19 protein-coding genes are annotated in these 21,848 nt (G+C 40.7%); 4 read left to right on the top strand and 15 right to left on the bottom strand.

Translation table 11 applies throughout. The annotated features are described in order from the left end of the window. Nucleotides 1-79: 79 nt before the first annotated feature. Nucleotides 80-1,192, bottom strand: a complete 1,113-nt coding sequence (gene citZ, locus BrL25_RS15210; RefSeq protein ID WP_018671443.1) for a citrate synthase — start codon at nucleotides 1,190-1,192, stop codon at nucleotides 80-82. 333 nt (nucleotides 1,193-1,525) lie between these two features. Here citZ and ytvI point away from each other — a divergent pair, with 333 nt between their 5' ends. Beyond that, nucleotides 1,526-2,680, top strand: a complete 1,155-nt coding sequence (gene ytvI / locus BrL25_RS15205) for a sporulation integral membrane protein YtvI (protein WP_026315141.1) — start codon at nucleotides 1,526-1,528, stop codon at nucleotides 2,678-2,680. A gap of 205 nt (nucleotides 2,681-2,885) precedes the next feature. Here ytvI and BrL25_RS15200 read toward each other — a convergent pair whose 3' ends face one another. The 10 genes from BrL25_RS15200 to BrL25_RS15155 all read right to left on the bottom strand — a co-directional run bounded on the left by BrL25_RS15200 (nucleotide 2,886) and on the right by BrL25_RS15155 (nucleotide 14,814). Further along, nucleotides 2,886-3,290, bottom strand: coding sequence for an FxsA family protein (locus tag BrL25_RS15200; RefSeq protein WP_018671445.1), 405 nt, complete (start codon nucleotides 3,288-3,290; stop codon nucleotides 2,886-2,888). A 39-nt stretch (nucleotides 3,291-3,329) separates the two neighbouring features. After that, complete coding sequence (locus BrL25_RS15195; protein ID WP_018671446.1) at nucleotides 3,330-3,770, bottom strand: acyl-CoA thioesterase; 441 nt, start codon at nucleotides 3,768-3,770, stop codon at nucleotides 3,330-3,332. Between the two features lie 106 nt (nucleotides 3,771-3,876). After that, the gene (gene pyk / locus BrL25_RS15190; protein ID WP_018671447.1) at nucleotides 3,877-5,631 is read right to left on the bottom strand and encodes a pyruvate kinase; all 1,755 of its coding nucleotides are present in this window, start codon (nucleotides 5,629-5,631) and stop codon (nucleotides 3,877-3,879) included. A gap of 119 nt (nucleotides 5,632-5,750) precedes the next feature. Next, nucleotides 5,751-6,710 carry a 6-phosphofructokinase gene (gene pfkA / locus BrL25_RS15185; RefSeq protein ID WP_018671448.1) on the bottom strand — a complete coding sequence of 320 codons (960 nt, stop codon included), beginning with the start codon at nucleotides 6,708-6,710 and terminating at the stop codon, nucleotides 5,751-5,753. Nucleotides 6,711-7,103: 393 nt separating this feature from the next. Further along, nucleotides 7,104-8,063, bottom strand: a complete 960-nt coding sequence (gene accA / locus BrL25_RS15180) for an acetyl-CoA carboxylase carboxyl transferase subunit alpha (RefSeq protein WP_018671449.1) — start codon at nucleotides 8,061-8,063, stop codon at nucleotides 7,104-7,106. Then, on the bottom strand, nucleotides 8,064-8,948 hold the full coding sequence (gene accD, locus BrL25_RS15175; RefSeq protein WP_018671450.1) for an acetyl-CoA carboxylase, carboxyltransferase subunit beta: 885 nt from the start codon (nucleotides 8,946-8,948) through the stop codon (nucleotides 8,064-8,066). A gap of 20 nt (nucleotides 8,949-8,968) precedes the next feature. Next, the gene (locus tag BrL25_RS15170) at nucleotides 8,969-9,151 is read right to left on the bottom strand and encodes a hypothetical protein (RefSeq protein ID WP_003335246.1); all 183 of its coding nucleotides are present in this window, start codon (nucleotides 9,149-9,151) and stop codon (nucleotides 8,969-8,971) included. 73 nt (nucleotides 9,152-9,224) lie between these two features. Next, nucleotides 9,225-9,896, bottom strand: coding sequence for a FadR/GntR family transcriptional regulator (locus BrL25_RS15165; protein WP_018671451.1), 672 nt, complete (start codon nucleotides 9,894-9,896; stop codon nucleotides 9,225-9,227). 70 nt (nucleotides 9,897-9,966) lie between these two features. Further along, nucleotides 9,967-11,208, bottom strand: a complete 1,242-nt coding sequence (gene ystJ, locus BrL25_RS15160) for an NADP-dependent malic enzyme (RefSeq protein WP_018671452.1) — start codon at nucleotides 11,206-11,208, stop codon at nucleotides 9,967-9,969. Between the two features lie 147 nt (nucleotides 11,209-11,355). Further along, a complete protein-coding gene (locus BrL25_RS15155) occupies nucleotides 11,356-14,814 on the bottom strand; it encodes a DNA polymerase III subunit alpha (protein WP_018671453.1) in 3,459 nt (1,152 codons plus the stop codon). A gap of 190 nt (nucleotides 14,815-15,004) precedes the next feature. Here BrL25_RS15155 and BrL25_RS15150 point away from each other — a divergent pair, with 190 nt between their 5' ends. Both BrL25_RS15150 and BrL25_RS15145 read left to right on the top strand, forming a co-directional pair. Continuing rightward, a complete protein-coding gene (locus tag BrL25_RS15150) occupies nucleotides 15,005-15,316 on the top strand; it encodes a YtpI family protein (RefSeq protein ID WP_018671454.1) in 312 nt (103 codons plus the stop codon). A gap of 308 nt (nucleotides 15,317-15,624) precedes the next feature. Continuing rightward, on the top strand, nucleotides 15,625-15,999 hold the full coding sequence (locus tag BrL25_RS15145) for a helix-turn-helix domain-containing protein (protein WP_018671455.1): 375 nt from the start codon (nucleotides 15,625-15,627) through the stop codon (nucleotides 15,997-15,999). Nucleotides 16,000-16,140: 141 nt separating this feature from the next. On the opposite strand, the gene BrL25_RS15140 is transcribed toward BrL25_RS15145, so the two are convergent. The 3 genes from BrL25_RS15140 to mscL form a co-directional block, all read right to left on the bottom strand. Further along, nucleotides 16,141-17,451 (bottom strand): DRTGG domain-containing protein, encoded by a 1,311-nt coding sequence (locus BrL25_RS15140; protein WP_018671456.1) that lies wholly within the window; start codon nucleotides 17,449-17,451, stop codon nucleotides 16,141-16,143. A 292-nt stretch (nucleotides 17,452-17,743) separates the two neighbouring features. Beyond that, on the bottom strand, nucleotides 17,744-18,085 hold the full coding sequence (locus BrL25_RS15135) for a YlbF/YmcA family competence regulator (protein ID WP_018671457.1): 342 nt from the start codon (nucleotides 18,083-18,085) through the stop codon (nucleotides 17,744-17,746). Nucleotides 18,086-18,184: 99 nt separating this feature from the next. Beyond that, nucleotides 18,185-18,646: a large conductance mechanosensitive channel protein MscL gene (gene mscL, locus BrL25_RS15130; RefSeq protein WP_018671458.1), complete on the bottom strand. Its 462-nt coding sequence runs from the start codon at nucleotides 18,644-18,646 to the stop codon at nucleotides 18,185-18,187. A gap of 363 nt (nucleotides 18,647-19,009) precedes the next feature. Here mscL and nhaC point away from each other — a divergent pair, with 363 nt between their 5' ends. Next, on the top strand, nucleotides 19,010-20,425 hold the full coding sequence (gene nhaC, locus BrL25_RS15125) for a Na+/H+ antiporter NhaC (RefSeq protein ID WP_018671459.1): 1,416 nt from the start codon (nucleotides 19,010-19,012) through the stop codon (nucleotides 20,423-20,425). Nucleotides 20,426-20,611: 186 nt separating this feature from the next. Here the strand turns inward: nhaC and BrL25_RS15120 are convergent, their stop codons facing one another. After that, nucleotides 20,612-21,769 (bottom strand): DUF445 domain-containing protein, encoded by a 1,158-nt coding sequence (locus BrL25_RS15120; RefSeq protein WP_018671460.1) that lies wholly within the window; start codon nucleotides 21,767-21,769, stop codon nucleotides 20,612-20,614. Nucleotides 21,770-21,848 lie beyond the last annotated feature (79 nt).

Genomic DNA, 21,848 nt, shown 5'->3' with positions numbered 1-21,848 from the left:
GAAAATCCTGCCAAAGGACATGCCCAGAACCACCAAATCTACAACGATTGGCAGTTCCAGAATTTTCATTACGAGTCAACTATCTTTGATCGATCGGTACAAAGTTCTGATTTACTGGCCCAATATAGTCCGCACGTGGACGAATTAAGCGATTATTTTCATATTGCTCCATGATGTGAGCTGTCCAGCCGGACATACGGCTGATCGCAAAAATAGGAGTAAATAGGTCAATAGCTAGACCTAGTGATACGTAAACCGAAGCAGAATAGAAGTCTACGTTTGGTTTTAATCCTTTTTCACCTGTAACCAATTCTTCAATCTTCACTGACATTTCATACAATTCCGTTTTGCCTTGTTGTTCAGTCAATTCTTTAGACATACGACGCAACCATTTTGCACGCGGATCGCCATCTTTATAAACACGATGACCAAAGCCCATGATTTTTTCCTTATTATTCAAAGCCTGACGAATAAAAGGAACGACCTCGTCTACAGATCCGATTTTTTTCAGCATGGTAGCCACAGCTTCATTAGCTCCTCCATGCAATGGTCCTTTCAAGGTTCCGATCGCTGATACCACCCCAGAATAAATGTCTGTCAAAGTAGCGACTGTGACACGTGCTGCAAAAGTAGAAGCATTAAATTCATGGTCGGCATGTAGAATTAACGCCGTATCAAATGCTTTCACTGCCGTATCCGATGGTTCTTCTCCGCTAAGCATGTACAGGAAATTTTTCGCAATGGAATACTCCTCTCTCGGTGCAATCGGTTCCAATCCCTTACGAATACGGTCATATGCCGCAACGATAGTGGGCGTCTGAGCGGTTAGTCGGATTGACTTACGATAGTTCGCTTCCTTTGACATTTCCTGTGCCTCTTTGTCGTAGAGCGCTAGCGAAGAGACAGCTGTGCGCAATGCCGCCATAGAGTGAACGCCTTCTGGAAATTTACGAATGCTTTCAATTAGCTCTTGAGGGATTTGGGCGCTTGCTCCTAATTCCTTTTGGAAGGCTTCCAGCTGATCGCGCTTCGGTAGGGCTCCATGCCAAAGTAGATATACCACTTCTTCAAAGGTAGCGTTTTCAGCTAATTCATCAACATTAATACCTCTGTAGCACAATACGCCATCAATGATTGAACAGACTGCTGATTGAGCAGCAACAACACCTTCTAAACCTTTAGTAGCTGTCATATGCGTCTCTCCTTTTCTGTATAGGTTAATTGCTATTTTTCTTGATAAATCTTCTCCCCCTATAACTCTTTTGCGAAAAAAGCGAAAAAAATGAATTTTCTTTTTGCATAAAGTAAAAGGCAGGAAAGTAAGACATAAGATATATAACGGGTAAACTAGAAAAGAAAGAGTAAAAACAACATTTCGACACCAATTATAAAAGATATTGACGATTTTGTGAATGATAAAAATTCAAACAGTTATACTTTAGGGTCAAAATGTCTTAAAACTTGCGTAAAATGTATCTCTTCCTGCATAATAATACGTGACAGAAAAATCAACAGTTTTGATGAATTGATAGATCGGGAGGGAACTACACTGACCCCAGAAACTTGGCTAACGCGCCTTTTTCAAGGCATTCGTTTTTTATGGGTGATTCTTTGCATCGTTGCCTTGTATTTTGCAGTCACAAAGATCACTCCTCTTATTTACCCGTTTATTATCTCTTTAATCATTGCGCTCATTGTAAACCGTCCCGTCAATAATTTAACTGAACGGCTTCGATTTCCCCGTTGGCTCTCCGTAACAGTAGTTTTGCTACTCTTGTTACTTATTGTCACTGGGGTTATTACATTGGTGATCAATACGACCGTAAATGAAATCGGAAATTTGGTCAAGTTATTACCTAGACTTTCCGTAGAGTTTACTGGATATATCCAAAATTTTCTAACCCATGATTTTATCGCAAATTTATATCAGCGTTTCCAGTTTTTCTATACACAACTGGATTTAAACTCTCAGACCACTATTGATTCTAACTTGAAAGAAGCACTTCATACGATTAGTAATAGCTTTCAAACGATTATCGTTGGAGCATTATCTGGCATCAATGCCTTCCTTTTGTCACTGCCAAGCTTAGGTACGGTATTTGTCATTTCTTTGTTAGGTGCATTTTTCTTGAGTAAGGATTTTTATCTGTGGAAGTCACGCATGCTCAGGATTTTACCCACAGGTGTTAATCACCGAATGGATCAAATCATTCTAGACTTGCGTTCCGCATTAGTAGGCTTTTTAAAAGCGCAGCTCACTCTTATCTCAATTACCGCAGCCGTTGTAATTATCGGTCTTTTAGTCTTACGAGTGGAGTATGCTGTTACGATAGGGTTATTAACCGGTTTAGTTGATTTACTGCCATATTTGGGCACAGGTACAGTATTTGTCCCATGGATCATTTTCTTATTCTTTAAGGGGCAATATGGGCTGGTTGTAGGCCTTTCTGTTTTGTATGGCATAGTTGTGATTTTCCGTCAGATTATTGAACCAAAGATTGTTGCTGAAAATGTAGGACTAGACCCCTTGCTCACATTGGTAGCCTTATTTGCGGGATTAGAATTGTTTGGTGTGTTAGGTTTGATCATTGGACCCGTTAGTCTAGTGATTATCAACGCTTTAGTTAAGGCGAAAATCTTTGAAGATTTATGGATGTATGTGGTAAAGGGTAAGTTATAAATCATTTGATTTGTAGTATGTGTTTATCCCAGCTTCCTAGAGTTGAAGGCGCCTCCTACATATGGACTTGGCGCCTTTTTCATGTTTCAAACAACGCAGTAAGTACGCTACCTACTTCTTTAGCAACTCCAGCTAGTCACCCCACAATTTTCTATTCAACAAAAATAGAGGCCCGTCTCCCATCAGGTTGCTGGCCCCTATCCCATTATCTTCTAAAATGAATAAACTTTATCATTTTCCCAGAAGCAATCATCGACATAATCCAAGCTTTTAGGAAATAACGTCCTATCATTCTCGTGTATGGTATTAAAAAGATAATACCAATTATATCGGTGAAAAACCCAGGAAACACAAGTAAAAAACCACCAAATAAGATAAACAATCCATCCAACAATGCGTCGGTTGGCATTTGCCCTCGTGATAGCTGTAATTGTAACAATTTTAAAGTCTGCGTTCCTTGTTTTTTAGCAAGATATGCCCCTACCACCGATGTTAAAATAACCAAAAGGATCGTCCATGGTCCTCCAATCATTTTTCCTACTGCAATGACTCCCCAAATTTCCAAAATCGGTATGATTAAAAAAAGCACAAACAAAATTCGTAACCACATGGGCATATCACTTCCTCTGCCTGATAATCAAACCAACTATTACGTAAGACATTTTTCATACTCAGATTGTAAACAGGAATACAGTTCTGGAATCACTTTAGGAAGACGAATTGGTTTTATTTGTGGATTCGTAAAAACATGCTCCGTTTTCCCTGTCACCAATAATTTATTGTCATTTACTCGATAAATCTCATAACCAAGATTCATACGAATGGGGGTTAGATACTCAATAAACGTACGAATCTCAATCTCATCGTCGTATCGAGCTGGTGAATGAAAAGACAGCGTAGCGTTGGTTACTGGTAATAGTACTCCTTTTTCCTCTACCCCTTTATAGGATATTCCAGCTATTTCTCTAATATATTCAGTTCGTCCAAGTTCAAACCATGTTAGATAGTTTGTATGATACACGATTTTCATTTGATCTGTTTCGCTGTAGCGAACCCGAAGATGATAGGTATGATAAAAAGCTGGATTCATTTCATTATAGCCTCCTATCTTTATAAAACCTTTTCTCATATAGTAGCACAAAAAGGACCATCGAATAATCTCGATAGTCCTTTTCTTCATAAGAAACGAACGTTTGTTACAGTACAGGAGCCATGCCAGTAAAGATTTTTCCACGTTCTGAATCAACAGTTACTTCCATGCCATCCTTAAAGATAGCTGTAGCATTGTTTACACCGATTACAACAGGTGTATTTAAGTTCAAGCCAACAATAGCTGCATGAGAAGTTAGTCCGCCTTCTTCTGTGATAACAGCGGCTGCACGTTCAAATGCAGGAATCATATCAGAATCAGTACCTAGACATACCAAGATGGAGCCTTTTTGTACTTTTTTCATTGCCTCTTCTGCTGTGCGAGCAACTACAACATTACCAGTTACTACTTTTTGCCCAATTCCTTGTCCTTTGGCAAGTACATCGCCAATCACATGGATTTTCAATAGGTTTGTTGTACCTGTTTCGCGAACAGGAACACCTGCTGTGATTACAACCAGATCACCATATTTAACCATACCTGTTGTCAAAGCTTCACGTACAGCGATGTCAAACATTTCATCTGTTGTTTCTGCTTGCTTCGTTACAACTGGATACACTCCATACATTAGAGAGAGGCGACGAGCAACACCTTGATGTGGAGTTACTGCGATAATTGGTGCCTTTGGACGGTACTTAGAAACAAGACGAGCTGTATGTCCACTTTCTGTAGAAGAGATAACAGCCGCTGCATTTAGGTCAAGAGCGGATTTTACTACTGCTTGAGAAATTGCGTCTGTTACTGTTACACGGTTGCAGGAAGCATGAGCTTTCATTACTTCACGATAGTTCAAGCTTTGCTCTGCACGAAGAGCGATGCTGTTCATTGTTTGAACAGATTCTACTGGATATTTACCTGCTGCTGTTTCTCCAGATAGCATGATAGCATCTGTACCATCATAAATTGCATTCGCTACGTCACTTGCTTCCGCACGAGTTGGGCGTGGGTTGCGTTGCATAGAATCCAACATTTGTGTTGCTGTGATAACTGGTTTACCAAGCAAGTTACATTTTTGAATCATCATTTTTTGGCAAACAGGAACTTCCTCAACTGGAATTTCAACACCAAGGTCTCCACGAGCTACCATTAAACCATCGGATACTGCCAAAATTTCATCGATGTTGTCAACACCCTCTTGGTTTTCGATCTTGGAGATGATGTCAATTTTCGCCCCATGTTTATCAAGAATTTCACGGATTTCCAATACATCAGAACCCTTACGAACAAAGGAAGCCGCGATAAAGTCAACGCCTTGCTCGATACCAAATTTGATATCTGCTGCGTCCTTCTCTGTAATACCTGGCAAGTTGATCGAAACTCCAGGAACGTTTACACCTTTTTTACTTTTTAATGTACCACCGTTTTTGATAACACAAATGATTTCAGTACCTTCAATTTTTGTAACTTCCAAACCGATCAGACCATCATCGATTAGAATTTGGCTACCTACTTTTACATCGTTAGGAAGCTCAGGATATGTGATTGATACACGCTCAGCTGTTCCAGCCATCTCTTTTGTTGTTAGGGTGAAGGTATTGCCTTCTACTAGCTCTACGGAGTCTACAGACATGCTACCTGTACGAATTTCAGGTCCTTTCGTATCCAACAGGATAGCTACCAATTTCCCTGTTTCTTTTGCTGCCTGACGAATATTTCTAATACGAGCGCCATGCTCTTCAAAGTCACCGTGAGAAAAGTTTAAACGCGCTACGTTCATTCCCGCGTTAATTAGTTTTTTTAGTGTTTCCACCGATTCTGATGCCGGTCCAATAGTACATACGATTTTAGCCTTGCGTAACAAAATAATCCCTCCAAAAATTGCTTAGTAATTCTTGTTTTACAAAAGAACAGGGCGTTCCTAACCTAAATAGTTCCATTAGAACGCCACTGAAATTTTTATGCTTCTTGAAAAGTTACCAATTAAATGGATAGAGAACGCGCTAATTGGTAAACGGACAAGTCAAGTTGATGTTTTTGATCAAGCGCTTCATCAATGTCAACGTCTACGATGTTATTGTTCTTAATTCCAACCATACGATCCGCTTTGCCTTCAAGTAGCAAATCGACAGCAGCTGCACCTAAACGACTTGCTAACATACGGTCGAAAGCAGTTGGAGAGCCACCACGTTGAATATGTCCCAGAACAGTTACACGTGTTTCCCAGCCTGTTTCTGCCTTAATCACATCAGCGAACTGTGAAGCTTGACCTACCCCTTCTGCAACAATGATGATGGAATGCTTTTTACCACGGCGATGACCTGAACGTAGACGCTCCAGAATATCTTTCATATCCGTATCTGCCTCAGGAATGATGATGGATTCTGCTCCGGCAGCCAAACCAGCCCACAGAGCCAAGTCACCTGCATCACGTCCCATAACCTCAACAATGTACGTACGCTCATGGGAAGTAGCCGTATCGCGGATTTTGTCAATGCATTCTACTACAGTGTTTAATGCTGTGTCAAAGCCAATTGTAAAGTCAGTGCATGGGATATCATTATCAATTGTACCTGGAACACCAATGGTTGGGAATCCAAGTTGGGTTAGTTTTTGCGCACCGCGGAACGAACCATCTCCCCCGACAACAATTAGCCCTTCGATTCCATGTTTCTTTAATTGTTCAACCGCTTTTGCTCGTCCCTCTTCCGTTCTGAACTCGTCACTACGAGCTGTGAAAAGCATTGTACCACCACGATGAATAATGTCACCTACAGAACCAAGGGTTAATTCCTTGATGTTACCGCTAATAAGACCATTATATCCATTGTAAACTCCAAAAATCTGAACGCCTTTGTAAATAGCTCGACGTACCGCAGCACGGACAGCCGCGTTCATACCTGGAGCATCGCCACCACTAGTTAAAACAGCAATTTTTTTCATAGTACTCACCTCTTCATTTTCTCCTTTCCTTAGGATGGCTCTCTGCATCATTTTCTATTGGTAACGAAAATGAGAAACCTGGGGAAAGTTTTGTAAACAAAAAACCTGCCTACATGTTACAAAACACCATATTCATACGATCGAAACAATAAATATTTACCCAATAATTTGGTAAACATGATGGTGTTATACCAATTCGGTAAATTAGTCACGCAGTATGTATAAATGGCGTATATTAATAGGCTGTTATACAACAAACTTCCGGTTTTAGCCATTCCATTTTGGAATTTGTGACATACTTTTTGTTAGTTTTTCTTTTTTTGCCAAGTTCGTCTTCCGAATACTGATTCTAACAGATTTTCAGCGTCTAAAAAAGCAAAAAACTCCCCTTTTTTATGAAAGGGAAGTAAATGTGCCAATTTGTTTAAATTTGTTATAACGATGCTGTACTAATTCATTAGGAGACAGTTTTTCAAGCTCAGCCAAACCATTAAGCAATGACTGTTTAATAAAGCCAGCTTGTTGGATTAAATCACGATGTGCCCCACCAAATGGTTCCGGAATAATTTGATCGATAATACCTAATTCTAATAAATCTGGGGCAGAAATTTTCATGGTTTCTGCTGCTCGCATAGCAAGACTAGAATCTTTCCATAAAAGAGCTGCAGCTCCCTCTGGAGAAATAACCGAATAAACGGAGTTCTCTAGCATATAGATATGGTTACCGACACTAATACCTAGAGCCCCTCCACTACCGCCTTCTCCGATGACCACACAAATAATAGGAACCGTAAAGTTAGCCATTTCAAGCAAATTCCGAGCAATCGCTTCACTCTGTCCGCGCTCTTCTGCTGCTTTACCTGGATAAGCTCCTTGCGTATTAATAAACGTAATGATCGGTCGACCAAATTTCTCGGCCTGCTTCATTAACCGCAACGCTTTACGATAGCCCTCTGGATGAGCCATACCAAAATTACGACTAATATTTTCTTTGGTATCTTTCCCCTTTTGATGACCGATAACAGTGACAGGTCGACCTTCCAGACGTGCAATACCACCAACAATCGCCATATCATCTCCATAGGAACGATCCCCATGTAGTTCCATAAAATCAGTAAAAATATGCTTGATATAATCAAATGTTGTGGGACGCTCTGGATGACGAGAAATCTGTACGCGTTGCCACGGGGTTAAGTTCCCGTAAATTTGCTCAGCCAAATCTTTCGCTTTTGCCTCCAGACGCTTTACTTCATCTGTAAAATCAATCCCTTTTTCTTCTGTAAACTTACGTAGTTCTTTAATTTTATCGTGCAGCTCTACTAATGGTTTTTCAAATGAGAGATCTGTTGCCATTTATTCTACCTCCCTATTTGTGTGCAAAGCGACCAACGTACCTAAAGTCTCACGCATATCCTTGCGATGCACCACCATGTCAAGCTGTCCATGCTTTAATAGAAACTCCGCAGTCTGAAAATCCTTAGGAAGCTCCTGACGAATCGTTTGCTCAATAATACGACGACCGGCAAAACCAATCTGTGCGCCTGGCTCGGCAATATTAAAATCACCAAGAGACGCAAAACTAGCAGATACACCACCGGTAGTTGGATGAGTTAATACAGAGATATATAACAATCGTTCATTCGCCAATTGAGCCAATGCAGAGCTTGTTTTAGCCATCTGCATTAGACTGATCATTCCTTCCTGCATACGTGCTCCACCAGAAGCAGAGAACAGGATAAATGGCAGCTTACGCTCAATAGCGCGTTCAATCGCCCGTGTAATCTTTTCACCAACAACTGCACCCATGCTTCCCATTCGAAAACGTGAATCCATGACACCTAATACAACAGGTATCCCCTGAAGCAGACCCTCTCCCGTAATAACCGCTTCATTCAAATTTGTTTTGGTACGATCTTGTTCTAATTTATCTTCATAACCCGGAAATTGAAGAGGGTTATCTGAAATTAACTCAGCATCAAATTCTTCTGTAAAACTACCATTATCCAGTAGCGATTGAACACGCTCTGGAGAAGACATAGGAAAATGATGCTGACAGCCTTTACAGACTTTTAAATTCTTCTCCAAATCCTTGGAATAATGGATCGATCCACAATGGGAACATTTATGCATAAGACCTTCTGGAACCTCTTTCGGTTCAACAGTCGGGACTTGTTGCGTCATTGACACGCTAGGTACAGTCGCAAATTTGCGCTTTTTCCCAAAAAGATCTTTGAGCACACTATCACCTCACATTTGTTTCAGTGAAGAACCGTGCCGAGAACCTCTTGCACTTCGGACAGTTCGCCCTCTGGCACCAGTATCTCATATTGTTTGGATACTTTAGCCTCACGAACCTTCACCAGAAATCCTTCACTTGTTAAACGGTGTTGAATACGTTCGGCAATCTTGGCGCTAGGAGCGATGTAGATGACAGTCCACATGATAATCCTCCTTACTGCTGTAAATCTGACAATCTGTGCCTCATCATATCACAGCCCCTACAGCACCTGCAATTTATAACATGCTGTTGTCAAGATGTACCTTCATATATTCCATCGCCTTTAATTCATTACCTTCGCGGATTGCCTCCATAACTTGCACATGTTCCTGATGAGCAATACGCGCTCTTCCCTCACGCGCTAAAGAGTCTTTGCGAATTCCGCCACTATATTCCACGAGTGGAGCCCATATTCGGTGTAAGACAGAATTGCGGCTCGATCTACATATGACCCGATGAAATAAGTAATCTTCCTCCCATGGAATGTCTCCTTGCTCCAACTTATCCCAAGCAGAATCCAGAATGCGTTCCATTTCCTCAAAGTGCTTACTACCTGCTCGGGTGCACGCAAGACGTACAGCATCCAGTTCTAGAATCTTGCGCATTTCTACGAGATCTTTTTTTGTTTTTGCGTCCCGTAGAATGTAAGAACCTAATAAATCGATCAACCGGTTATGCCGATAATGCTTCAAAAAGGTGCCTTCCCCACGTCTCGTCTCTATTAGACCCAACAGCTCTAAAGCTCGGAGCGCCTCACGTACAGAGGAACGCCCAACACTTAATCGCTCGGAAAGCTCTCGCTCTGAGGGAAGTTTATCCCCAGGACGTAAATTCTCTTCTGCAATAATTTCGTTCAATTGCATGAGAATTCCTTCATACACTTTCCGATTGGTGGAGGAGTCTGTCATAGTACTCCACTCCTTCGGCTAAAAATCAGTAGAAGGCGATTTCTATCGCCTTCTCTTATACAGCTACTTGCTATTCTTGATATGAGAAAGCAGAAAGTTTTACTGTTTTTGCTTTTATTTCTTCTAGATCAACAGTTAGACGAGCTACACCGCTATCCATCGCAGCTTTAGCAACTGCAGCTGCTACGTTCGAAGCAACACGAGCATCAAACGGAGCTGGGATAACAAAATCAGCATGTAACTGATCTCCATCGATTAAATCAGCGATAGCATAAACAGCCGCTAATTTCATTTCTTCATTGATTTGAGTCGCCCTTGTATCCAACGCACCGCGGAAAATACCTGGGAACGCCAGTACATTATTAACCTGATTTGGGAAATCTGAACGTCCTGTTCCTACCACTGCCGCTCCTGCCTTTTTAGCCTCTTCCGGCATGATCTCAGGTGTAGGGTTAGCCATTGCAAAAATAATAGCATCACGGTTCATAGATGTAACCATCTCAGGAGTTACAGCTCCTGCTGCAGAAACACCAATGAATACGTCAGCGCCAACCATTGCATCTGCTAACTCGCCTTGCATTTTTTCACGATTCGTAAGCAAAGCAATTTCTTCTTTTACTGGATTCATACCAAATTGGCGACCTTCATACACAATTCCTTTTGTATCGCACATAATTACTTCTTTTACACCCATGCTAATTAAAAGTTTAATAATTGCGATACCAGCGGCACCAGCACCGTTGGCAACTACACGAATATCTTGTATTTTTTTATTCACTAATTTTAAAGCATTGATGAGACCCGCAGCTGTTACAATTGCTGTTCCGTGCTGGTCATCGTGGAACACGGGAATATTGGTTTCTTTTTTTAGACGTTCCTCGATTTCAAAGCACGCAGGTGCTGCGATATCTTCTAGATTCACGCCTCCAAAAGTCGGCTCTAGAAGTTTTACTGTTTCAATAATCTTCTCTTTGTCCGTTGTATTTAAGCAGATCGGAAACGCATCTACACCAGCAAAAGATTTAAATAATACAGCTTTCCCTTCCATAACAGGCATAGCTGCTTCTGGACCGATATTACCAAGTCCTAGCACGGCTGTCCCATCGCTAACTACGGCAACCAGATTGCCTTTCATGGTATATTCGTAAACTTTGCTAGGATCGTTAAAAATCTCTTTGCAAGGTTCGGCTACACCAGGCGAGTATGCTAGGCTTAAATCATGTGCATCGCGCACTGGCACCTTCGTAACTGATTCTAGCTTTCCTTGATGTACTCTGTGAAGTTCAAGAGCTTCTTCTCTTAAATTCGACACCTAAATCACTCCATTCTCGCCTGAGTAAATTACCCATATTGTTGTATGTCGAAGTGGTCAGACCACCCAAACGCCGTTACTGTTCATTATATCAAATCATTTCCAACTGTAAACCTGCTATAAAGCGCAAAAAAGGGAGGACTTCGTTCATCCTCCCCCATTTATGGGCAATTCTTTCTGAATTACACACTCATCTCCCACTATTTCTTTCATTTTCTCCAGTATTTCCGTATTTGCTTCTACTCGATATTCGTTTGGTAGGCGTAAAATTTGTTTTTTCTGTTCGTAATAAAGGAGAACTGGGGTCAGCCCATTGTGTTTAGTAAACAATTCTTTTAAACGAACCAGAGCATCGTCTCTTTCATGTTCTGGAGAGATTTTAATAAATAATACACTTTCCATCTGTGGCTTGGGCAATGTTTTTCCGTCCCAGATTCTGTTAGCGATCAATTTAGGTGTATCTCCCTGACGATCTATTCGTCCTTCAATAACAACGATTGACTCCTTGTATAAAAAGGTTTGAGCCAATTGAAATATTTTCGGAAAAACAACAACCTCTACTTGAGCCATTTTATCTTCTACCTGTAGAAATGCCATCGGGTCGCCTTTTTTTGTTTGGATTCGCTTAGCTTCTGTAATCATCCCTACAATTTTTACCACATGCTGATGGGGTAAATCATCCAGACTGGGAATCATGCTTACTTCCTTATGCTGTGTTAGATAAGAATAGGGATCGAGTGGATGACCAGACAGATAGACACCTAACAGCTCTTTTTCCTCTTGTAAGCTTTGGATATGAGAGAAGGGAGGTACCTCTGGATATTCTAGCTTCTCTCGATGATTGCCTTCATCATCACGGCTGGCTTCACTTGTAAATGCAAACAAATTTAACTGAGCAGCCTCTTTTTCTTTTCGACGTGTACCACCCTTCTCCATCGCTTCATCAAGCATCAATAAAAGCTGAGCCCTATGACCTGGCAATGAATCCAACGCACCACAAATAATCAAAGACTCAATCACACGGCGGTTAACTAATCTACTGTCTACTCTTGAACAAAAATCAATCAGATCCGAAAACGGAGCTTTTACCCGTTCTTTGACAATTGACTCGATAGCACCGTAACCTACATTTTTAACACCAGCCAATCCAAAGCGGATCGCCTGTTTATCAGGCTCTACGCTAAATAACGCTTCGCTAGCATTTACGCAAGGAGGGAGCACTGGTAGACGTAGGCGCTTTGCTTCTTCTACATATTCGGCAATCCTCCCTTGGCTACCAATCGACATCGATAGTAAAGAAGCCATAAAAGCTAATGAATGATTCGCTTTTAAATACGCCATCTGGTAGGCAATAATCGCATACGCGACTGAATGGGCTTTGTTAAAACCGTAATCAGCAAATTTAACAATCAGATCATAGACTTCATTGGCAAGCTGTTCCTCATATCCTTGAGCAATGCTCCCTGCCACAAATTTCTCACGTTGTTCCATCAATAGCTCACGTTTCTTTTTCCCTACGGCCCGCCGTAAAATATCAGCCTCACCTAGAGTAAATCCAGCCATTTTCGAAGAGATCTGCATGATTTGCTCCTGATAAATAATAAAGCCGTGCGTCTCTTGCAAAATCGCCTCTAAATCGGGATGAGGGTAGTGCACTGGAGTTTTACCATGCTTGGCTTTGATATAATCCGGGATAATTTCCATAGGACCTGGACGATATAAGGCAAGAACAGCGACGATATCGCCTAGACAGGTTGGCTTTAAATCTCGAAGCACATTGCGAATTCCCGCCGATTCCAATTGAAACACCCCTGTTGTTTCACCACGAGTTAACATCGCAAAGCTTTTGGCATCCTCTATCGGCAATGAGTCTAATGACAATGGAACGCCCTGACGGTTCATTTCCTTTAACGTTTCCTGAATAATGGTCAGGTTGCGTAGCCCTAAAAAATCCATTTTCAACAAACCGACCTGTTCTAAAATATCCATTGGAAACTGTGTAAGTAATAGCCCCTCACTGCCTTCTTGCAAGGGAACATATTCTGTTAAAGGTTCACGTGAAATGACCACACCAGCCGCATGGGTAGAAGCATGACGCGGTAATCCCTCCAGCCCGCGCCCTAACCGGATGAGCTTAGCTACATCCCGATTCTCCTCCGTTAATCGCTCTAAGTCAGGGTTAAGCTTGAATGCTTTATCAAAAGTCATAGACGGAGATTGTGGTATCATTTTCGCTACGCGATCTACCAAAGCAAGTGACAATCCCAAGGCCCGGCCAACATCGCGAACAGCAGCCCTTGCAGCAAGTGTACCAAAAGTAATAATCTGCGCTACCCGATCATGACCATATCTGTCAGCTACATAATGAATAACCTCATCACGACGCTCCACCGCAAAGTCAATATCGATATCAGGCATAGTAATGCGCTCTGGATTGAGAAAGCGCTCAAATAGCAGATTATGAGCAAGCGGATCTACATTGGTAATGGAAAGAGCGTAGGCGACCAAGCTGCCTGCCGCTGATCCTCGACCCGGACCAGTTGCTATTCCTTGCTCATGAGCATATTTCATAAAATCCCAAACGATTAAAAAGTAATCTGTAAAGCCAGTCCCTGTTATAACAGATAGTTCATAATCAAGGCGTTCCAGCACCTCAGCATGTAGGGCACCGTAGCGCTTGACACATCCTTCTTCACATATTTTGCGCAAATATTGCTCCGCCTCCACTCCCTCTGGTAACGGAAACCGTGGCAAAATGTGCTGATCTAATTGAATCTCCACCCGACAGCGCTCTGCTATACGAAGAGTGTTTTGTAGTCCCTCTTTAGCGTAGACAAACAGACTAGCCATTTCTTCAGCTGATTTAAGATAATATTCTTCCGTCTCGTAGCGAGCTCGGTTAGCATCTGTAATTGTTACACCTTGGCCAATAGCCAGCAGAACGTCGTGTAGCTCTGCCTCCTGCTTTTCCACATAATGCACGTTATTTGTGACTACTAGTGGAATTTGTGTCGCCTCATGCAATCTTAATACACGTTGATTCAGACGACGTTCTTGTTCTGTTCCATGATCTTGAAGTTCCAAGTAAAAGTGCTGTGGGCCAAAAATATCTGTATACCAGCCGGCAGCTTGTTTCGCTGCCTCTAAATCGCCCGCTAGTAATAGCTGGTTAATCTCTCCTTCTGTGCAACCACTTAGAGCAATCAGTCCATTTGTGTACCGTTTCAGTCTTTCCCGATTTATGCGTGGTAGCACTTGCGCTCCCTCTGTATGAGCAATCGTAGATAACTGAATTAAATTTTTATAGCCTTGCTCGTTCTCTGCTAGTAAGGTCAAATGATAGGGAGCCTTGGTATGTCGTGTTACCCGATCACGCAAATCTCCGTCAATTAGGTAAATTTCCATGCCAATAATGGGTTTAATGCCTTTATCTAGACATGCTTTATAAAAAGGAATGACTCCGTATAGATTAGCATGGTCTGTAATTGCTAAGGCTGGCATCTTAAGCTCAGCAGCCTTTTCCACCAATTGATCAATCCGTGCGGCCCCATCTAATAGACTAAATTCGCTATGCACATGTAAATGAACGAAGGATGCTGTCATCATCTTGCTCCTTCCTATTCTACTGATCTTCGTATATCCCTATTATACCCGAAGGAGCTATTGAGGCGAACCTTTATTCGTGTAATAGAAAGCTACAACTTGTAAGAACATGCAGATTTTTCCGTCAATAACTATGCTATAATACAGAGGTCTTGATTTTTTAATTTTAAAAAATAAGGGTAGGTGTTACATTATGTGGTTTGCTATTTATTTTACCGGCATGATTGCCTCCCTCATCATGGGAGTCTACTATAGCATTAACGCTCGTCGCCGTGGTCTTCATCCATTGCAATCCCGTATGACACTTGGAAAAATGAATATCTCCTTAGGCTGCCTGCTCATCTTATTTGGTCTCAATCAATTTTCCTTTCAAGATTTGGATGCCGTTCGAATAGGTGTTGCTTTGGTAATGTTGTTGGTAGGTATTATTAATCTCGTGCTTGGTGCGAAACACTATATCCGAAATAAACAAGAATGGCTACGAGTATCGGAGACACTAAAATAAAAAGCTATATAAAGTAACGAAAACCTGACACTCCTTCCAAGTTGAGAAGAATGTCGGGTTTTTTACTATTGTTATTACGAATTAAATGTAGTAACGTTTATTAATATTTACAATTAATATACTTAACATAAATATAAAAATCTTCTACCTCTTTTACTCATAAAACAATATAATGGAGAATGTTTGAATTTTTTTTAGGACATATGTAACAGGAGGTTTGATTCACTCGTCATATAATGAGTAGAAAATCAGGCCTGTGCATAAGTATGTATGCAAACATGCGAGAATTTTGTTTAGGAGCAATTTGTATGGAGAGAATTGGGTTCGTTATGAAAGAAGCACGGATTTCAAAAGGGATTAGCCTAGAAGATATTCATAAAAAAACAAATATCCCTTTGTCTTATTTGGAGGCAATCGAACAAGAAGAATTTTCTAAAATTCCTCATCAAGTGTATGTCCAAGGATTTGTGAAAAGTTACGCTAGCGTTTTAAAACTAGATGTCACAGCTTATATGGACCAGTTACCAAAGCCGGAGCCCTCCGCTCCGCCAAACTATATTACGCATCAACGAAAATGGAAATTGGGTAGTTTTTTCCTTTCTGGTACAGGATTTTGCCAATTACTTGTAGTGATCTTTATGTTATTCATCGCAGGTGTAACGTATATGGGTTTTCGTATGTAAGAGATTCTTGGCACATGCTCATTTGATTTTAGCAAGAACGATAGTTCCTACTTCTATTAATCCCAAAAATTTCATGTTTCCACAGCGCAAAAAACCGGAGAAGGATATGAATTCCTTGCTCCGGTTTTGCTATAATCTGCACTATCTTTCTAGAACCTGCGCTGTAACCATTGCTTTTCCTACCATTTGATCACGGTGGAACACTTCTACTTCTACCTTCCCAAAGCGACGACTAACATCTAGCAAACGCGGTTTTATCTTTAACTGGCTTTCAATCTGAACTGGTTTTAAGAAATATACGGTAATGTTCTCTGGCACCATATCTCCACGTCGATGACGGCGCAATTCATTACAGGCTACTTCTGTCATGACTGTGGTCAATACACCACTTGCAATCGTTCCCAGATGATTGGTCATCTGAGGAGTTACTTCGCCGATATAGGTTACTTCATCCCGATCCTTTTCTTCACGGAACTGACTCATGATCATATTGGGAAAGGTTTCGCTTAATTGCGGTTGTTTTTGCATATATTGCAAGGCTTTCAGAACTTCTTGGCGTGTGATGACTCCCAGTAGCTTTTTGAAATTATCCACAACCGGTAACAATTCGATGCCTTCCCACGCCATCAGATGAGCGGCGGAAGCAACAGATATCCTTGGTGACGTTGTAATTGGGCTACGTGTCATCACTTTATCCACAGTAACATCGTCTTCATTACCTATGATATCTTTAGATGTAAGAATACCAACTAGCCGGCGAAATTCATCCACTACAGCGAAGCGTGTCTCTTTATATTTTTCTGTGTACAAATGCCATTTTTTCACTTGATCTGTAGGCAATAATACGGGAACCTCATCCAAGGGTTTTACAATATCCTCTACCATGACAATCTCTTTTTTGATGAGACGGTCATAAATAGCGCGATTTAATAAAGAAGCCACACTAAATGTGTCGTACGTCGTAGAAATAATCGGTAATTCCAATTCGTCTGCTAGCGCTTTAACTTCCTCACTCGTATCAAATCCACCTGTCACTAATACAGCAGCACCGTTTTGTAAGGAAAGTCGATGAGCCTGCTCTCGGTTTCCGACAATTAATAAACTACCAGGTTGAATATATTTGACCATGTTTTCTAACTTCATGGCACCTATCAAGAATTTATGTAAAGTCTTATGTAAACCTTCTTTACCACCCAACACACTACCATCCACAATATTTACTACTTCGGCAAAAGTTAAACGATCAAAGTTTTCCTTATGCTTTTTCTCGATCCGGACGGTTCCTACCCGTTCAATGGTACTAACATATCCTTGTACTTCCGCCTCTTTGATCGCTCGATAAGCCGTACCTTCGCTTACTTCGAGATCCTTGGCGATCTGTCGGACAGAAATCTTAGTTCCGATGGGAAGGCGATCAATATGTTGTATGATTTGTTCATGCTTTGTTGCCAAGTTAGCCACCTGCCCTTTTTTTACCGTTTTTACCAATGAAAAATGCTATATGATCATCATACGAGTCGTATCGTGTATGCACTTCATTAACTTAAAAAGGCTCCTTGCAACAATTTTACCCCATGCCTAGACAAAAAAAAAGGGTGTAACGGCGCCCGTTACACCAAATCACGTATATAATTTAAGGGGGTTTTCATCATGTTTTTATCATATCCCCTTAATATTACAGGAATGTTACAAACCAATTACAAATGCATTTCATTTCAGTTAGTTCTTCGTTTACAAACAGAAATTACTTTTCAATACCGTATAAAACCTGTAGAGGCTCAGCAATGATGCGATTAACATCTTCCATAATTTGCCCAAGAACACGCTCTGCTTCAAGCACCTTACGGATATCTTGATGAATCTGAACCGTTTCATACAATTTTTGAATTTGTTCAATATCTTCTTGTCCCACTTCTTGTCCGCTCATTTGTTTCATTTGCAATTCAAATTGTTTTTGACGGAAATCAGCTAACATGCGACTAGCATCTGGGTCTGCACTCACGTTTTGTTGAGCTGTAAGAAATGTTTTGTACTCGTCGCTATCTTTAATGGCACGTGCCAATTCATGTGCTTTATCGTAATTCACAGTATTCCCTCGCTTTTTTAATAGAATGTATTGTAAGTAGTGTAACAGATTTGCTTTTAAACTGACAATCTTTGGTTACTTACATGTTCCTCTTAGCTTTTACGCTGATGGATGTCCATCCACTAATTGAGAGGTGCATGCTGGACAACGCTTTGCCTCTAAAGGAATGCTAGAAATGCAATATGGGCACTCTTTGGTTGTAACTGCTTCTTCTTTTTTTACTTCTTCCTTGTTCTTACGCAGTTTATTTAACTGTCTAATTACAATAAAAATACTAAAGGCTACAATGAGAAAATCTAAAACAGAATTCAGGAACATACCGTAGTTAAGCGTTGCTGCACCTGCTTTTTTTGCCTCTGCTATCGTATTATAATGATCCCCCGATAAATTTATAAATAGATTAGAAAAGTCGATACGTCCTAAGAGTAAACCAACTAATGGCATAATTAAATCATTAACAAGAGAGGTAACGATTTTACCAAAAGCTCCTCCTATCACAACACCGATTGCCAAATCTACGACGTTGCCTTTCATCGCGAATTCACGAAATTCTTTCCACATATTCATCACCCTTCTTCTGCATTATACATTGTAGTATTATGACTAAAACCAAAGGATGAAACAACTACCAAACTCTCGATTTCCTCCATCTATGTACTAATTATAAATAAAATGACGAATCAAAAAAGTCTGACCGATGTTTTTTTGACTTTAACTGTTTCGCCCCATTAGTTGTAAGAAATGAAAAAGAGGTTACAACCCTTACAATTTACAGAAAACAAAAATTATTTTAACCTAATTGTAAACTTTCTATTTTTCAGGTAAAATAATTTTATAAACAGTTAACTTTAGTGCTTGAAAGCGTATAAGCGTTAAAGTGACACTAAACATTTTTTACCAATAACAGAAAAAGGAGGTACTCAGATGCAGCATCAACCATCATCTACTTGGACAAAAATTCCAGATTCACTCGCCCTTATTCTCATTTTATTGGTGGTGATTGGTTATCTAGTGCTCAATCTGCAGGCTCCTCCACAAATCGCTATCTTATTGTGCATCATGATCTCCGTTGCCTTTGGGTTTTGTAGAAAAATACCTTGGAAGGTAATGGATAAAGGAATTCGGGAAGGAATTATTTCTGGTATTCCTTCTATAGTAATTTTTTTGCTGATCGGGGTATTAATTGCGGTTTGGATTGCCTGCGGTACGATTCCAACCATGATCTTATACGGATTCTCTCTTATTTCCGCTAACTACTTTCTGGTTACAGTCTTTATTATGTGTTCACTCGTTGGAACTAGTATTGGGAGTGCCTTTACGACAGTAGCTACTATCGGTGTTGCCTTTCTTGGAATGGGAAAATTGTTAGGAATTGATCTGGCATTGATTTCAGGTGCGATTATTTCTGGAGCATTCTTCGGAGATAAAATGTCTCCGTTGTCAGATACAACCAATCTGGCTCCTGGGGTCGCAAAAGTAGATTTATTTGAACATATTCGTCATTTGCTGTGGACAACCATTCCTGCTTTTATCATTTCTTTAGTACTCTATTTTTACCTAGGAAGCACTGTTACTAGCCAAGTTCCACTAGATTTTGAAACCATGCGTAAAGGTTTGGAAATGAGTTCGTTTATTCACTGGAGCACGTTCCTGCCACCATTACTTTTATTTATTATGGCTTACAAACGGATTCCAGCTATACCTGCTCTATTTGTAGGTATTGTATCCTCTTTATTATTGATCATGATTACTCAACCAAATCAATCGTTGGTCTCTCTATTAACGATTATGCAAAGTGGCTTTGTTTCAACAACAGGACAAGCTGCAGTGGATTCTCTACTATCACGTGGGGGCCTTCAAAGCATGCTCTCTTCTGTCTCGCTTATTTTATTAGCGTTAGGCTTGGGCGGGATCCTATATGAAATCGGTGTGATTTCTAATTTGGTTTCCTGTATCCAGCAATTTGTGAAAACTCGTGGGCGATTGATTCTTTCTACCGCCATGTCAAGCCTCAGTATCAATGTGTTAGTTGGGGAGCAATATCTCTCCATTATTTTACCGGGAAGAGCCTTTCTACCAAGCTTCGAAAAGTTAGGGTTAGCCCGTAAAAATTTGTCCCGTGTGCTAGAAGATGCAGGAACCGTAGTTAATCCACTAGTTCCCTGGAGCGTGTGTGGGGTCTTCTTAACTGGAGTGCTAGGAGTAGGGACCTTGGAATATTTGCCCTATACCTTCTTCTGTCTACTGTGTCCAGTTATTACTGTCATTCTCGGCTTTACTGGAATTGGAGTTCCTTACGAGGTACCTACATCCAAGACACAAGAGCCATCAGGAATGTAAAAATAATGAAATATTGATTTTAAGAGAAAACAAGCGATTTGTCATTAATTTGGCAAATCGCTTGTTTTCAAAATAAGTATTCTCTACCATAACGAAAGAGGAAGATGTCCCAGCAAAATTTTATTTCTTCCATTGGTAAAGGTTACTCTCTTTATTCCTTGCCCCTCTTACATACCTTCCAGTAGTTTACGTTAAAAAGTTAAGTAAACCTTGCACAAGTCCAATAATTGCTCCCAGTACAAAACCGAGTACTGTAATCATGCGGAACTCCCTACCCGAAATACCAATTATCATTTCCTCTAAACGCTCTAACGGAAATCCCTCTACTTGTTTCGTAACAATTTCCTTGATATGAAGCGAGTCGAACAATCTATCAACATTTTCCTCTAATTTCACTGTAAACCAATGGGCGATTCTTGGTAACCAGTATGTTGATATTTTTTCCTCGAAGTTACTCAGCACCTCTCCCACACGCTTGTCCAACAAACCAATTCCTAGCTCTTCACCTTTAGCGAACAGCTTCTCTTTCCACTTGTCCAATTCTTCTTGGCTCAGCATGTCAAAGAAATCACCTATCGGGCGCTCCAATTGCTTATTCGTTTCTACATGAAGCGTCGATTTTAATTTATCAATAAGCTGTGGATTGCTTAGAATGGATTCTAAGTGTGGCATAATCTTGGCAACTAGCTTCTCGTCCCCTAAGAACATGCCCACTAAGCCACCAAACATACCCCCGCTTCCCCCAATAAATTGACGAATCAACGCTTGAATCTGAGCTTGACCTTCTGGTGCTTGTAGATAGTCCTTTAATCGGCTAATCAACATCTCTCCAAATTGATCTACAAGTACCTCCACTTTATCCAAAATTTCAGTGGGTAGTAATGACTCTACGGTCCTGTCTTCTATGCCTTTTAGCCAATTTGTTACACGAGCATCGTAGGCTGAATATATGCCTTTTCTCATTTGCGGAGCTAGCTTGTCTCCATCTAATAATGCACCTGGCATAGCTTTTTCGATTAGCTCACGAAAGGTTATATCACTTGCTATCCATTTTTGCATGAAACTCTCTGCTATTTGAATAAGCTTCTGTTCCATTCCTGCTGCTCGTAGTCCCTGTCTAACCCCTTCTCTCGTTAGCAAGTGATTCTCCACTAATTTTCCCATTTCAATTGAGATTTGCTGATGCCGTCTTGGGATAAGTCCTGGAGTAAATGGAACCCGAAATCTGCCTATTTTTATTTCACGATGTGGGCGAAACAGCATACGGATAGCCAGATCATTCGTGATGCCACCAATAGCTGAGCCAATCCCTACATTGAGAAGTAATGTTATCCAAGCATTCATGTTTCTACTCCTATCTGGAACCAATTATTTTTAAAACTCATAAGATAGACTAACCTAACGCCTATGGAAAGGGGATCAT

This window comes from Brevibacillus laterosporus DSM 25, from assembly GCF_002706795.1.
GTDB lineage: Bacteria > Bacillota > Bacilli > Brevibacillales > Brevibacillaceae > Brevibacillus_B > Brevibacillus_B laterosporus.
The sequence above is the reverse complement of the archived record's forward strand: the minus strand, read 5'-3'. Positions and strand labels throughout refer to the sequence as shown.